Raw genomic sequence first — 14,056 nt, 5'->3', positions numbered from 1 at the left:
ACAAGAGTGTATCTCCCGGTTTCGCGTGGTCTGACCCGGCGCGCACACACCCGAACCGATTTGAGCGATGATAGCCAAATTGGTCCGATGACAAAACGTCACATCTCGCTCCCCCTCGCGGCCGAGGAAGGAGTTCGAGCCTTCATCGACGAGGTTGACGAACGACTCTCCGGCGAGGAGGACACCTGTGACGTGGTCCAAGACGTGCTCGTCGACCTCTACGGCGACCGCGAGGCGTACGAGCGCTGGCAGGCGGGCGAAGACGTATCGAACGCCGAGCGCGTCCGCCTGCAGGGGTACGACCCGTGTAACTCGACGTTGGAGTCCGAGTACTACGCCGAGAAGGACGAGGAGAAGTTCAAGCGCTCGAAGCATCTCCAGTGGCTCTGGCGGCAGTTCGACGCGACGCCGATGGCCGACAACGTGGAGTTCGCCCTCCGGTTCCGACAGATGCTCGCCGACCACCTGTTCGAGGAGGCCGGCGAGAACCTCCGCCTGTTCAAGGGCATCACGATGACGTACGGCCACAACATCCGCGTCGGCGACAACACCGTCGTCCACGACGACGTCCACCTCGACGACCGGGGCGAACTCACAATCGGGAATCGCGTCTCCATCTCCGACGGCGTCCACCTCTACAGCCACGACCACGACATCGTCGACCAGACCGCGGTGAAAAACTTCCACACCGTCGTCGAGGACGACGCGCGCGTCACCTACGACGCGATGGTCCGCGCCGGCTGCAGAGTCGGCGAGAACAGCGTCGTCGGGGCGCGGTCGGTCGTACAGGGTGACGTTCCTGCCCACCACGTCGCCGTCGGCACGCCCGCGAAGAGCGTGAAAATCAAGCCGGGGTGGGAGGACGAAGCCGAACCGCTGGAGGCCGGCGGCGAGAACCGACAGGCCGAGCGCGAGATTCCGTACGACCTCCCCGAGGGTGTCGACGTGTTCGACGAGTTCGGACGCGACTTCGAGTCGTCGAACTGAGCCGAGCGTTCGGCCCTCGACGTTCGGAGAGGTTTGAACGTCGAAACGTGATTTTCTTGCGATAGTTTTTGGTTAGCGAAAGCAGATATTCGGCTATGAACCGACGGACCTATCTCGGCCTCGCCGGCGTCGTCGCCCTCGGCGGTTGCCTCGACGACCCGACCACTTCCGACCCGCCCGGAAACGACTCCGCCGAGCCGTCGACGGACGACGCCGAGACCACCTCCCCGCCGCCGCAGACCATCCAGCACGAGACGGTGGTCACGGGGCTGGAGATTCCGTGGGGAGCGGCGTGGCGCGACGGCGACCTCTACCTCACCGAGCGCCTCGGGCGAATCGTCCGAATCCCCGACGGGGAGGGCGACCCCGAGGAACTGCTCACCGTCGACGACGTCGTCCAGGACGGCGAGGGCGGCCTCCTGGGGCTGGTGTTTCACCCGAACGAACCGGCGGCGTACACGTACCACACGTACTCCGGCGGCGAGTACGAGTTCACGAACCGTATCGTCCGCCACGACCTCGAAAACGGCTGGGAGTGGGAGCCCATCGTCGACGGCATCCCCGGCGACATCATCCACGACGGCGGTCGCCTCGCCGTCTACGAGGACAGCCTCCTGGCCACCGTCGGCGACGCGAACGACCGCGACCGCGCGCAGGACACCGACTCGCTCAACGGGAAGGTGCTCCGGTTGACGTTCGACGGGGAGCCGCATCCGGACAACCCCTTCGACAACGAGGTGTTCACCTACGGTCACCGCAACCCGCAGGGACTCGCCTTCCGGCAGGGGACCATCTTCTCGACGGAACACGGCCCCGCCGAGAACGACGAGGTGAACGTGCTCGAAGCGGGCAACAACTACGGCTGGCCGGAGGTCGGCGGCACCGAGAGCACCGACGAGTACACGGGCGCTATCACCGAGTACACCCCGACCATCGCCCCCGCGAGCGCGACGTTCTACGACGGTCCGTACCGCGAGTGGCAGGGCGACTTCTTCTTCGGAACGCTCGCCGGCGAACACCTCCGCCGCCTCCGCATCGACGGCACGGAGGTCGTCGAAGACGAACCCCTGTACGAGGGCGAGTTCGGTCGGCTCCGGACGGTGTTCACCGGTCCGGACGGCCACCTCTACGCCGTGACGAGCAACCGCGACGGGCGGGGCGAGCCGCGCGACGGCGACGACAGGGTCGTCCGCTTTTTCCCCGAAGCGGAGTAGCGACCGTCCGATTCTGTCGGACGGAACCGGTTCGCTCGACAGCCGCTCTCGTCACGTCTCAGCGCCCCTCGTCCGCGGTTCTCGACTCCACTACGGCCGGCTGCCGGCGCGCCGTCGGCGACGTTCGTTTATAAGCAAACCGAAGACACAAGTCCCATGATGACAAATAGCACAGTATGCGTGCACTGTGGGGATGGATACTCGTGTACGTGCTCGGGTTGGTCGTGCTCCAACTGCTCGTCTACCGATATCTCGGGGGCGAGGGCGGCGCGTTCGCCGAGGCCGACAGCGCAATCGCGCGGCGCGGCGGGAGCGGCGACGAATCCGCAGAGCGCGAGATGGCCCACGATCGAACCGCGGCCGCGAGCCTGAGTCCGGCGATGTCGGCGGCGACGACGGAGGCGTTCCGGAAGTCGGCGACAGAGCGCATCTGTCCGCACTGCGGCGTCGAGAACGAAGCGGACACGACGTTCACGTTCTGCCGCAACTGCGCCCAGCGGCTGGGATGAGCGACCGGACGACTCTTTACCGGGCGCTCCCGTAGCGACGGCGTGACTCGGAGTATCGCCATCAACGTCGCCGCGAACACGAACCTCCCCGGCTTCCGCGGACCGGTGTATCCGGACGGTCGGTTCGAGTACGTCCCGATTCCGGAGCGAGCGGGGACGAGCGAGCGAGTGCCGACCTACGGCGACCTCTCGTTCGGCTTCGACCTCCCGGAGTCGGTGCTCGATACGTCGGTCCATCTCGACCCGGCGTTCGCGGGCGTTCACGGCGCGACGCGGCACACCTACGGCGACGAGCACGGCGTCAAAGCCGGACCGCTCTCGGAGCTGTCGCCGGGCGACTCGCTGTTCTTCTACGCGACGCTGAGTCTCCACGGCGGCGCACCCACCTCGGACCGCGTCGTCGACGACGACTGGGGGACCTACCTCATCGGCGAGTTCCGCGTTCGTCGGGCGGTGACCGGCGAGCAGTACGAGGCGCTCTCGTCGACCGAACGGGAGCGATTCGCCGAGAACGCCCACGTCAAGCGCGACCCGTTCGACGCGAAGGTGCTCGTCGAAGGCGACGAGAAGTCGAGACTGTTCGAGCGCGTCGTCCCGTTGAGTTCGCGCGAGGCGGGGGCGACGGCGAACCGCCTCGTCACCGAACTGTCGAACGACTCCGGAAAGGGTCCGTGGTGGCGGCGACGCTTCTGGTACGACGAGCCGGCGACGGCGGAGCTTCGAGCAATTGTCGACGGAGACGGCCGAGAGGGGGCCGGTGCGCCGTGGTTCGGATAGCGCGGCGGGCCGAAACGTCGACAGCGGCGGACCCGACACTCTCGAAACCGGTCCGGCGCGCGGGTTAAATCCTCAGCGCGCCTCCGAGACACCATGGCGCTGAGAGACATCGACAGTCACACGAGAATCGAGCGGCGGACCATCGCCGGAAAGGAGGCGCGCGTCTACCTCGACCCCGACGAGATTCGCGTCGAGTGGCGACCCGGACGGGCGGTGTATCTCGGCGTCCGCGTCGGCGACCGAATCAAGAACGCCGACCGCGACGTCGCCTCCGCGCGCATCGACGAGTGGGAGGTCGAGGAGATAACGCCCGAGCGAGTCGTCGGCCGCAGTATCAAAACCGGCGAGCGCCGCGAGTGGGACCGCGAGACGCTCGAACGCGGGTTGGTCGTCGGCAACTACGCGACCAACCTCACCGAGTTCGCAACGGTGGTGGTTCACGAAATCGGGAGATACGACGGGCGCGACCCCTACGTGACCGTCCTCGCCTACGGCAACAACGGCGAGAAGTACGGGCGACGATACGGGTTCGTCGACGCCGGCGAACGGACGGTCGAGTTCCACGACCAGGACCCCGCGGTGGAGCGACTCGCCCCGGAGATGGCGACGGCGTTCGACGAGTTGGTCGTCGGGGCGATGAAAGACGACGGGTACGTCGTTCGGTGACCGCGGGTTCGTCGTTCGGTGACCGCGGGTTCGTCGTTCGGTGACCGGCCTCGGCGTCGATCCACGTGCGGGTCACCACGGGCTCGACCGCGTCGACCCTCCGAACGGAGGACGGCGATAGGCTCTTTCACGTACGACTAGAAGAGCGGGCTATGGAGAGTTCGACCGTGGCAGTTCTCGGAGTCGTAGCGACGGGCGTCTTGCTCGTGTGCAGCGCGTTCTTTTCGAGTTCGGAGACGGCCATCTTCTCGCTGTCGACGGAGTGGGTAGAGCAGCAGTCGACGACGGGAGACCGCCGCGCGCAACTGCTTCGGACGTTGCGCGACGACCCGCATCGGCTGCTGGTGACGCTGCTAGTCGGCAACAACGTCGTGAACATCGCGATTTCGAGTATCGTGACCGTTCTCATCGCCAGCTATCTCCCGCCCGGAGTGGCTATCGCGGCGACGACGCTTCTCACGAGCTGTCTCGTCCTGATATTCGGCGAGATCGTCCCGAAAGCCTACGGGCTCGGCAACGCGGAAAACTGGTCGCTACGCGTCGCGTCACCCATCCGGCTCGTCGAGCGGGCGCTCTCGCCCATCATCACGGTGTTCGACGCGATAACTCGGCGGATCAGCGCGCTCATCACTGCCGATCCCGACATCGAGAAGCCGTACACTGAGTGACCGGGGGTTCGGGGATAGAAAGATTGTTAACTTTGTTTGACAGTCAACATCAATGATGGGAAAGCTTTCGAGTCTAACGTATTACCGTGGAGTGAACGTTTTTATGGCTATCCTGTCAGTAATAGTAATTATTCTGTTTTATTTCTATTTGGAGCTCAAGCCATCTTGGGCACCTAAACTGCCAGAAATGATTTTGGGAGTCCCTCCTTTTGCACTCACATTTGGGTTGTTGTGGTACTACCTCTCTTCCAATCCCGACCCAAAGATTCTCTCACGAATCCACGTTGTTCCATTTACTGGTGAAGGTAGCGAGGAAGAAATAGCAGTGGAGAGCTCGCAGAAAATAAAGAGAGTATCTGGGATAGATTCCGAAGAGGAGCATGACTTTCCAGACCCAATTCAAGAGGGTTTTTGTGGAGCTAGGACGAACGAATTGGCTTACGAGGAGTTTCCAAGCAAACTTAAGATATGTTTCGATATCGGAAATAAAGGACGTTCAGGGGTGACACTTCATGAGTATTGGACTATCGAAAATAAGAACACGAAACAAGTAACTCCATTACACGATAACCGTTCTGTCCGGATTCCGCCACCATTAGTCCATTTGTCTGAAGCAGGATTTGGCAAGTTCCAGAAGTGGGTGAATCACATACCAACGGTTGATTTATCCCACGAAAGTCCATGGTACTACGCCAATTTAAATGAGCGTCCAAAGAAGATTATACTGCAGGATTCCGACGAACGAGTCTTCTTGCACGCAAGAGGTCGACGTCCAGAATCAGTTACAGTTCCCCTTAAGAGCGGAGAAACTCGTCCTCAGCTAGTAAAAGGTGAAACATATCGCTATGATATTAAGATATACACTACCTCTTCCAAGCCAACAGATAGCGTCACTGTTTGGTTTGTTCTAGAGGATTGTACTGTAAAATGGTGGACTACACGATCGTCTCTCGAAAATTGGCTCCGGGAACAATTGACTAATATCGGTTCCAAGGGATAATACTGGTTCAGAGAGTATATCGAAAGCACCAACCGAAGGGAGTGCGCCGACCGGGAATCGAACCCGGACCGGTGGCTTGGGAAGCCACTGTCCTACCATTGGACCATCGGCGCTCACTGCGTTCGCACCGTACCTCGACGGACTGCGTCCGTCTCACCATCGGCGCGCTCGTTACACTCGCGCCCCGCGGTTCGCCTCACTTCGTTCGGCTCACCATCGGCGCTCATTGCATTCGCCCCGGGATTCACTTCACTGCGTTCAGTGAATCATCGGCGCTCACTGCGTCGAGTGCGGCCGAAAGTACCGGACGGGAACACTTCAAGATAGCGTTTCGCGGAACTGGACGCGCGTCCAGCAAATCCCGAGAAGAGATGCCTATTAGTCACCGACGCGTCTACGATTAGTCGATGAGTAGCGACACGCCGATTCTCGACGACACTGCACCGCTGGACCTCCGCCTCTCCGACGAGGAACTCGAAGCGACGCGCGAACACGTCGTCTCGTTCATCCGGAGCGTCGTCGACGACGCCGGCGCAGAGGGCGCGGTGCTCGGTCTCTCGGGGGGCATCGACAGCACGCTGACCGCCTACCTCGCCGTGGAGGCGCTCGACGAGGAGGGGCTCCACGGCCTCGTGATGCCGAGTTCGGTCAACACCGAGGAGAACATGAGCGACGCCGAGCGCGTCGCGCAGATACTCGAAATCTCCTACGACGTAATCGAGATTCAGCCCATCGCCGAGCAGTTCTTCGCCGCCTTCCCCGAGGCGGCCGAGGACCGGATGGCCGCCGGGAACGTCTACGTGCGCACTCGGGGCGTGCTGGGCTACTTCGTCGCCAACCACAAGAACCGAATCGTCCTCGGGACGGGCAACCGCAGCGAGGCGATGACCGGTTACTTCACCAAGTACGGCGACCAGGCCGTCGACTGCAACCCCATCGGCAACCTGTACAAACAGCAGGTTCGCCAGCTCGCCGCCCACGTCGGCGTACCCGAGGACCTCGTGACGAAGACGCCCTCCGCCGAGATGTGGCTCGAACAGACGGACGAAGAGGAGATGGGCATCAGCTACGACGCGCTCGACGCAATTCTCGCGCTGCACGTCGACGGCCCGCTGTCGACGGCGGCGACGGCGCGGCACCTCGACGTGACCGAATCACAGATAGCGCGCGTCGAACAGTTGGTCGCTCAGAGCGCTCACAAGCGGTCGATGCCGCCCGCACCCGACGCGCTGGAGTTGTAATCTCACCCTCTGTCCGCCGCGATGTCGGCGGCGTGCGCCCGCACGAGGTCGCCGAACGCCTCCGCCTCTGCGGCCTCCTGTGCGTCTCTCCCCCGCCGGTCTCGCATCCGCGCTTTCACCGCTGCCAGTGCGTCCGGTTCGTTGGCCGCGAGGCGTTCGGCGACCGCCAGCGGTTCCTCCTCGATTCGAGAGACTAACCCCGTCCGCAGTGCTTCCTCGGCGTCGATAGCGCGCCCCGAGAGTGCGAAGTCGAGCGCGTCGCCCTCGCGCATCACCCGCGGGAGACGGACCGTCCCGCCCCACGCGCCGAACAGCCCGAAGCGGACGCCGGGTTCGGCGAACGTCGCCTCCGGCGTCGCCACGCGGAGGTCGCAGGCCAACGCGAGTTCGACACCTCCGCCGCGGACCGCACCGTCGATACCGGCGACGACGACACAGTCCGCGGTTTCGATGGCGTTTGCGACGCGCTGACCGTGGCGGGCGAACGCTTCGGGGTCCGAGAGCGAGGCGACCACGTCCAAATCTGCTCCGGCGCAGAAGGCCGGTCCCTCGCCGTGGAGGTAGACGACCGGAACGTCGGCGGCGTCGGCACCGGTGACCGCGGCCTCCAGCGCGTCCAGGTCCTCGGGGCGGAGCGCGTTGCGCCGCTCGGGTCGGTCGAGGGTGACCACGCGGAGGCGCTCGCGGTCGGTGAAGCGAACCATACCGGTTCTGCGGGGGAGTTTCCAAAGGTCTTTGCCTTTCCCGTCGCTACCGTCCACTGATGGACGACGCCGTGCGGACCCGCGATGCCGCGCGCGAAGCGCTCTCGGATATCGACCCTCCGAAACTGTTAGACGCGCTAGATGCGCGCCTGGCGGACGCATCGATGCTGCCGGGAGCGCTCGCACTGGGGAGCGCGCGGGCCCTCGACCCCGACGTGAACGCCGACGCGCTCGCCGAACGCGCCGCCGGCGTCCAACTGATCTACGAGGGCCTCCGTCTCACTCGCGACCTCGCCCGAGAGGAACCGTGGGCCGACGGAGTCTCGGCGCGACAGAACGGCGCTGGCGACCTCATCGCGGGTATCGAGGCGGATATGCTCGTTCTCGCCGCCGACGTGCTCGTCGCTCGCGGCTTCTTCGTACTCGCGCGGACGGAGGCGGCGACGCGCGCCGTCGACACCGTCCGCGCGTTCGGACGCGACCAGACGCTCGGTCGTCGACCGGCTTCGAGCGTCGACGACGGCGAGTCCGACCGCGAGACCGAAACCTTCGACCGTCGACTGGAGGCCGACGTACTCGACCTCGCGGTGCTCGCCGGCGCGACGGCGGTCGGACAGTCGGTGCCGGAGTCGCTCTCGACGTACGCCGACGAACTCGCCGCCGAACACGGAACGGCGTTTCCACCCGTTCCCTCTACCCTGTCCGAGACGGCCGCCAAGCGGTTGGCGACCGGCGGCGGGGAAGACGACCCCGTGGCATCGCCTACCGATAGCTGAGCCGAATCGAAACGCCTAAAGACGAATCGGGCAAACGACTGAATGCGCAGCAAGCGCCTGGGTAGCTTAGCGGTAAAGCGCGTCCTTGGTAAGGACGAGAGCCCGGGTTCAAATCCCGGCCTAGGCTTTTCTCACAAACTCGCGAGACGGACGACAGCGATGAGTGACGCGTGAGTTTGAGAGCCTCTCAAACTACGTCCCCTCCCGCAGCTCCACGCGCCGAACTTTGCTGTTGTGTGTCCGGGGAAGTTCCTCGACGAACTCGACGGTCCGCGGGTGCTTGTACGGCGCAACGCGTTCGAGACAGAACTCCCGAAGCGTTTCGGCGTCGACGGCCGAGCCCTGCCTGCGAACGACGTAGGCTTTCACCGTCTCGGTGCGGCGCTCGTCCGAGACGCCAACGACGGCGGCGGCGACGACGTCCGGGTGTTCGTACAGCGCGTTCTCCACCTCGCGCGGGTAGACGGTGTAGCCCGCGGTGACGATGACGTCCGATTTCCGGTCGACGATCTCGTAGTAGTTGTCCGCATCGCGGCGGGCCACGTCGCCGGTGCGGAAGTAGCCGCCCTCGGTGAACGCCGCCTCTGTCTCCTCGGGCCGGTCGTAGTAGCCTTCGAACACGTGCGGGCCGCGGACGAGCAGCTCGCCCGTCTCACCCGGCGGTACGTCGCGACCCTCGTCGTCGACGACCCTGCAGTCGGTCGCCCGGAGCGGTTGACCGATACTGCCGAGTCGCGGACCGAACGTCGACCCGAAACCGACGTGGGTCCCGCCGCCGGTTTCGGTCAGCCCGTACGCCTCGAACAGTTCGACGCCCGCCGTCGCCTCGAAGCGCTCCTGGACCGCCGACGGCATCCGGTCGCCGCCCTCCATCACCTCTTCGAGACTGGAGAGGTCGTACTCGCCGAACCGTTCGTGGTTGACGAGGTCGACGTACATCGCGGTCACCGCGCCGAACTTCGTGATCCGCTCGCGCTCGATGGTTTCCATCGCCGCCTCGGGGTCCCACTCGCTCGGGTCCCGCAGGTAGACGGTCGCCCCGCGAATCAGCGGTTGCCACGTCCGGTTGACGAACCCCGCGATGTGCGCCAGCGGCAACACCGAGAGGAACCGCTCCTCGTCGGCGCGGAGCGCCGAGCGCTCGAAAGCGATGAACGACTGTGCGCGCAGGTTTCGGTGCGTCAGCAGTACGCCCTTCGGCTCCCCGGTGGTCCCGCTGGTGTACGGTTGCATCGCCACGTCGTCGTCATCGCGGTGGACCATCGTGGGCTCGGCGTCGAGCGCCGAGAAGGCGACGGTGTCGACGTCGGCGGAAACGGCGTTGGGCGGCTGCTCGTCGCCGACGAGAATCACCAGCGGGTCGGCGTCGAGGCGGTCGAGCGCGTCTTCGACCTTCGGGAGCAGCGACGGTTCGGTGACGAGCGCCTCGGCGTCGCTGTCGTCCAACTGCGATGCGAGTTCGTACGCCGTGAACTGCGGATTTGCCGGAGAAAACGGCAGTCCAGCCTTCAGTGCGGCCAGTGCCGTGAGCACGAGTTCGGGACGGTTCGAGAGGAAGATACCGAGCCGGTCGTCGGGGTCGAGGCCGCGTTCGTGTAGCGCCCCGGCGAGCCGCGCCGACCGGTCGCTGAGTTCGGCGTGGCTGTACCGCGTGTTCCCGGTTTCGAGGGCGAGTGCGTCGCCGCGCTCGGCGGCGGTTTCGTCGTACACGCGCGCCGCGTTACCGGATCGTGCAGCGGGGGAGAACGCGCCAGGGTGCATCACACCCTCGTTTCGCCGAAGTCGGGTAAAAGAACGATGTCCGTTACGAGATTACGACACGAATTCCGCGAGCGTCCGCTAACTAAGGAGTGGGTTAAAGTTGACATTTATGCCAGTAGCGGGCCTCTACTCTCGGACAGAAAGGGTAGTCGCACCGTGCAACTATGTCAGCAGTCGACGTAAGGGCGATACGAGATGGACGACGAGGACGACGAGCGCGAGAGCTACCGCGTACGACAGTACGAACCGACGGACCGAGAGGCGGTACTGTCGCTCTACGAGACAGTGTTCGACCGCACCGACCCGAACTGGTTCGACTGGCGCTACGTCGAGAACCCGTACCTCGACGAGACCCCCGTCGCCGTCGCCGAAACCGAGAGCGACGGCGAAATCGTCGGCGCGCGCCCGAGCGTCCCGATTCCGCTCCGCGCCGGCGACGAGCGCGTCCTCGCGGTGGTGCAGGTCGACCCGATGGTCGACCCCGACCACCGCCGGCGGGGTCTGTTCTCGAAGATGGTGACCCACGTCTACGACCACTACGCGACCCGCGAGCCGCAGGTCTCCATCGGCTTTCCCAACGAGGCGGTGCTCGGCGCGCTCGACAAACTAGGCGAGCGACTGTCGCTGCACCGCGGCGTCACACGCGAGTTCCCGGTGTACTACCGCGTGCAGAACCCGACCGCACTGGCGTCGCTCGGCGGGGAGCGAGCGGGGAAGACGCTCGGCAAACTCGCGACGGCGGCGACTCGGGGGTATCTCTCGCTCCGGACCGGCACCCCCGCGGACGCCGACGTGAGCGTTCGCCGCGAGACGGGCGTCCCCGCCGAGGAGTTGGCGGGCCTCGTCGCCGCGTCGCCGCTCTCGCACGTACACGCGGACAGAGACGCCGAGTTCTACGCCTGGCGGTACGCGAATCCGCGGTTCGAGTACGAGACGCTCCTCGCCGAGCGGAGGGGCAGTCCCGTCGCCGCGTTCGTCGTCGGCACGCAGCTGGGTCTCGATTCGGCCGTCGTCCACGTCACGGACGTCGCTCCGCTCACCGGCGGCGAGGCGTGGGTCGACGCGGTAGACGCGCTGCTCGCGCGCGTCGTCGCCGACAACGAGGACGCCGACCTGCTATCGGTGTTCGGCGAAGCGCTCCCCGAGCGACTGCTCGGTAAGTACGGCTTCACCCGGAACGACGAGGGGCCGCTCTCGCGGGTGACGAGTCCGAACTACCTCGTCGCGCGGCCGCTCACCGACGAGTCGGTGGACGAGTGGACGGTCGGCGGACGGCGGCTCTCGGACGGCGAACGCTGGCGGTTCACGTTCTGCGAGCGCGAAATCGGGTAATCGCCGACCGTCTACCGGAAGTCCTCGACGAAGCGTTCGGGGACGTACACGAGCAGTTCCGGCGGTGCTGTGCCGACGAGGCGCTCTGCCACCTCGACGAGCGCCTTCCGCAGCAGGGAGTACGCCGCCGAGACGGCGAGCGCGAGGGCGACGACCGTCTGCGCGGTGCCCGAGAGCACCAGGAGCGCCGGGATACCGAAGACGGCCCCCAGGAGGAAGTCCTCGGGCGCGCCGTCGTAGCGAATCCAGCGCTTGGGCGCGAGCCACCGCCCGTTGAAGTGGTCGTACACCGCGCGGTCGGAGGTGGCCTCCCATGGCTTGAGTTCGAGGCCGCCGCCGAAGATGTCCATCACGGAGTGGATCGCCGCCGCCGCCAGAAACAGCGCGACTGCGAGCGCGACCGGCGACGCGACGAGCGCGGCGACGGCGGCGGCGACGAACGCCGCGAGCGAGAAGTACACCGGGAAGTGGAGCGTCTTTCGGTGGGCGACGTAGAGGTCGAAGTCGGGGAACAGTCCGCCGAGACCGGCGGCTGCGACCGGGAGGAGGCCGCCGTCGGGGGCGACGACGAGCGCGAGCACCACCCCTATCAGGGCGTGCGTGGTGGCCATCATCGCCCCCGAGTAAGGTGTACGAGACAAAAACCGTGTCGGGAACCGTGGGAACGCGGCGCACGATACGGCGGGGGCGAACGACCGCGTCTCCGCCGGAAACAGCGCTCGTCGGGCCGACGGAACACCGTTTAAGCCGGGGAGCGAGAACACGGTACGATGGCGTTGTTCCCACTGTCGGTGCGTCGACAACGACGGCTCAGTCGCGGTCTCCAACTCGTCATCGCGGGGGTGCTGGTCGTCGGCGTCGCCCGACGTAACCTCAGCGTCGTCGTCAACGCGGCGATGGCGCTCGCGGTGACGTTTCTGCCGGCGCTGCTCGAACGCGACAGCGACATCAGCCTCGGCGCGGGCGTAACGCTCTGGGTGACGCTCGCGGTCTCGCTGCACTCGCTCGGGATGCTCGGTCTCTACACCGCGATACCGTGGTGGGACAGCCTCACGCACACGCTGTCGGCGTCGGTCGTCGCCGGGGTCGGTTACGCGACGGTGCGTGCCATCGACGAGCACACGCGAGCGGTGTACTTCCCGCCGCCGTTTCTCTCCGTGTTCGTCCTCGTCGTGACGCTCGCCTTCGGCGTGTTCTGGGAGGTGTTGGAGTTCAGCGTACGCGGAGTCACCGACCTGCTGGGTCTCCAGGCGGTTCTCGTTCAGTACAGCCTCGAAGACACCCTGACCGACCTCGTCTTCGACGCCGTCGGCGCGGCGCTCGTCGCGTTGTTCGGTACGCACAGACTCTCGGCGACGGTCGACTCGCTCGTCGGACGACTCGAACAGCGGCGCGGACGGTGAACCGACGAGCGACCGAGGGCGAGACGGGAGCGACGACGAGTCGCGGATGGGACGTAGCTTTTTGAGGCGGAGCGCGGTATACAGAGGCATGCGATTCGTTATCGTCGGGTACGGTCGGGTTGGCTCTCGAACCGCGCGAATCCTCGCGGAAGAGGGCCACGAAGTCGTTCTGGTCGAGAACGACAGGGACAAAGTCGAACGCGCCCGAGAGGCCGGGTTCGAGGTCATCGAGGGCGACGGGAGCAACGAGGCCGTCTTGGAGCGCGCCGGACTGGACGACGCCGTCGCCGTCGGCGGCATCACGGGCGACCTGAACACGAACTACGCGGTCTGCATGATCGCCAAAGAGTACGGCTGTCGGACCGTCCTCCGCATCGACGCCGACTACCGCGAGGAGATATACAAAGAGTACGCCGAGGACGTCGACGAGATAATCTACCCGGAGCGACTCGGCGCGGCGGGCGCGAAAACCGCTCTCTTGGGCGGGAACTTCAACGCCATCGGCGAGCTCACCGAGAATCTCCAGCTGTCGGCGGTCACCATCCCCGACGGCTCGCCGGTCGTCGGCAAGCGAGTCAGCGAGATAGCGCTGCCGTCGACCGCCCGCATCTACGCTCACGGCGACGACCGGGAGGCGATGACGATTCCGTTGCCGCAGACGACCGTCGAAGTCGGAGACAGAGTCGCGCTCATCGTCGAGCAGGAGTCACTCGAAGACGTCCGCAGACAACTACTCGGAGACGCAGCGGTCGAGAGCGCCTGAATCGAGTCGACAATGGAGTCGAGTCGGCAGTAGAGTCGAGTCGGCAGTGGAATCGAGTCGGAGTACGTGAAAACGTGGTCGGTCCGGGGTCGGTCGCGGGGGACGGCCGGCCCGGAGCGAACTCGGATGCAGTCGGGTGGGGTTCGGCGTGCATCCGGGCGCGAACGGGTGGGAGGATGGGAACAGATGCCGTCTACGCGCCCGAATGAACGGAGCCTGTGGACGGACTTAAATCCGCGTCAGACGGACGTGTGA

15 protein-coding genes and 2 tRNA genes are annotated in these 14,056 nt (G+C 65.3%); 13 read left to right on the top strand and 4 right to left on the bottom strand.

All coding sequences use genetic code 11. From position 1 onward, the window contains the following. Window positions 1-87 precede the first annotated feature (87 nt). The 7 genes from FCF25_RS01015 (at window position 88) to FCF25_RS00985 (ending at window position 5,821) form a co-directional block, all read left to right on the top strand. Complete coding sequence (locus tag FCF25_RS01015; RefSeq protein WP_137047002.1) at window positions 88-987, top strand: acyltransferase; 900 nt, start codon at window positions 88-90, stop codon at window positions 985-987. Window positions 988-1,082: 95 nt separating this feature from the next. Beyond that, window positions 1,083-2,201 (top strand): sorbosone dehydrogenase family protein, encoded by a 1,119-nt coding sequence (locus tag FCF25_RS01010; protein ID WP_137047001.1) that lies wholly within the window; start codon window positions 1,083-1,085, stop codon window positions 2,199-2,201. Window positions 2,202-2,377: 176 nt separating this feature from the next. Then, window positions 2,378-2,710, top strand: a complete 333-nt coding sequence (locus FCF25_RS01005) for a hypothetical protein (protein WP_117594353.1) — start codon at window positions 2,378-2,380, stop codon at window positions 2,708-2,710. Window positions 2,711-2,752: 42 nt separating this feature from the next. Continuing rightward, window positions 2,753-3,487 carry a hypothetical protein gene (locus FCF25_RS01000; protein ID WP_137047000.1) on the top strand — a complete coding sequence of 245 codons (735 nt, stop codon included), beginning with the start codon at window positions 2,753-2,755 and terminating at the stop codon, window positions 3,485-3,487. Between the two features lie 93 nt (window positions 3,488-3,580). Beyond that, entirely contained in the window at window positions 3,581-4,153 is a 573-nt protein-coding gene (locus tag FCF25_RS00995; RefSeq protein WP_117594351.1) for a hypothetical protein, read from the top strand. Window positions 4,154-4,305: 152 nt separating this feature from the next. Beyond that, entirely contained in the window at window positions 4,306-4,821 is a 516-nt protein-coding gene (locus FCF25_RS00990) for a CNNM domain-containing protein (RefSeq protein ID WP_117594350.1), read from the top strand. A gap of 52 nt (window positions 4,822-4,873) precedes the next feature. Then, a complete protein-coding gene (locus FCF25_RS00985; protein WP_137046999.1) occupies window positions 4,874-5,821 on the top strand; it encodes a hypothetical protein in 948 nt (315 codons plus the stop codon). Between the two features lie 42 nt (window positions 5,822-5,863). Here FCF25_RS00985 and FCF25_RS00980 read toward each other — a convergent pair. Next, window positions 5,864-5,934, bottom strand: a tRNA-Gly gene (locus FCF25_RS00980). Window positions 5,935-6,228: 294 nt separating this feature from the next. On the opposite strand from FCF25_RS00980, the gene FCF25_RS00975 reads away from it, so the two are divergent. Next, complete coding sequence (locus tag FCF25_RS00975) at window positions 6,229-7,062, top strand: NAD+ synthase (RefSeq protein WP_137046998.1); 834 nt, start codon at window positions 6,229-6,231, stop codon at window positions 7,060-7,062. A 2-nt stretch (window positions 7,063-7,064) separates the two neighbouring features. Here FCF25_RS00975 and FCF25_RS00970 read toward each other — a convergent pair whose 3' ends face one another. After that, on the bottom strand, window positions 7,065-7,766 hold the full coding sequence (locus FCF25_RS00970) for an enoyl-CoA hydratase/isomerase family protein (RefSeq protein ID WP_117595280.1): 702 nt from the start codon (window positions 7,764-7,766) through the stop codon (window positions 7,065-7,067). 59 nt (window positions 7,767-7,825) lie between these two features. Between FCF25_RS00970 and FCF25_RS00965 the strand changes: the two genes are divergently transcribed. Together FCF25_RS00965 and FCF25_RS00960 are read left to right on the top strand one after the other, a co-directional pair. Then, a complete protein-coding gene (locus tag FCF25_RS00965) occupies window positions 7,826-8,542 on the top strand; it encodes a hypothetical protein (RefSeq protein ID WP_137046997.1) in 717 nt (238 codons plus the stop codon). A 55-nt stretch (window positions 8,543-8,597) separates the two neighbouring features. Continuing rightward, window positions 8,598-8,669, top strand: a tRNA-Thr gene (locus FCF25_RS00960). 65 nt (window positions 8,670-8,734) lie between these two features. Here FCF25_RS00960 and FCF25_RS00955 read toward each other — a convergent pair. After that, window positions 8,735-10,303: a class I adenylate-forming enzyme family protein gene (locus FCF25_RS00955; protein ID WP_137049331.1), complete on the bottom strand. Its 1,569-nt coding sequence runs from the start codon at window positions 10,301-10,303 to the stop codon at window positions 8,735-8,737. A 195-nt stretch (window positions 10,304-10,498) separates the two neighbouring features. Between FCF25_RS00955 and FCF25_RS00950 the strand changes: the two genes are divergently transcribed. Next, window positions 10,499-11,635 (top strand): GNAT family N-acetyltransferase, encoded by a 1,137-nt coding sequence (locus FCF25_RS00950; RefSeq protein ID WP_137046996.1) that lies wholly within the window; start codon window positions 10,499-10,501, stop codon window positions 11,633-11,635. An 11-nt stretch (window positions 11,636-11,646) separates the two neighbouring features. On the opposite strand, the gene FCF25_RS00945 is transcribed toward FCF25_RS00950, so the two are convergent. Then, entirely contained in the window at window positions 11,647-12,249 is a 603-nt protein-coding gene (locus FCF25_RS00945) for a metal-dependent hydrolase (protein WP_174786360.1), read from the bottom strand. Window positions 12,250-12,405: 156 nt separating this feature from the next. Here FCF25_RS00945 and FCF25_RS00940 point away from each other — a divergent pair, with 156 nt between their 5' ends. Both FCF25_RS00940 and FCF25_RS00935 read left to right on the top strand, forming a co-directional pair. Then, window positions 12,406-13,038: a hypothetical protein gene (locus FCF25_RS00940; RefSeq protein WP_137046995.1), complete on the top strand. Its 633-nt coding sequence runs from the start codon at window positions 12,406-12,408 to the stop codon at window positions 13,036-13,038. Window positions 13,039-13,126: 88 nt separating this feature from the next. Further along, window positions 13,127-13,801 carry a TrkA family potassium uptake protein gene (locus FCF25_RS00935; protein WP_117594344.1) on the top strand — a complete coding sequence of 225 codons (675 nt, stop codon included), beginning with the start codon at window positions 13,127-13,129 and terminating at the stop codon, window positions 13,799-13,801. The last annotated feature ends 255 nt before the right edge of the window (window positions 13,802-14,056 follow it).

The organism is Haloprofundus sp. MHR1, from assembly GCF_005155585.1.
Lineage (GTDB): Archaea > Halobacteriota > Halobacteria > Halobacteriales > Haloferacaceae > Haloprofundus > Haloprofundus halophilus.
This window is presented reverse-complemented; position numbering and strand designations above follow the sequence as displayed.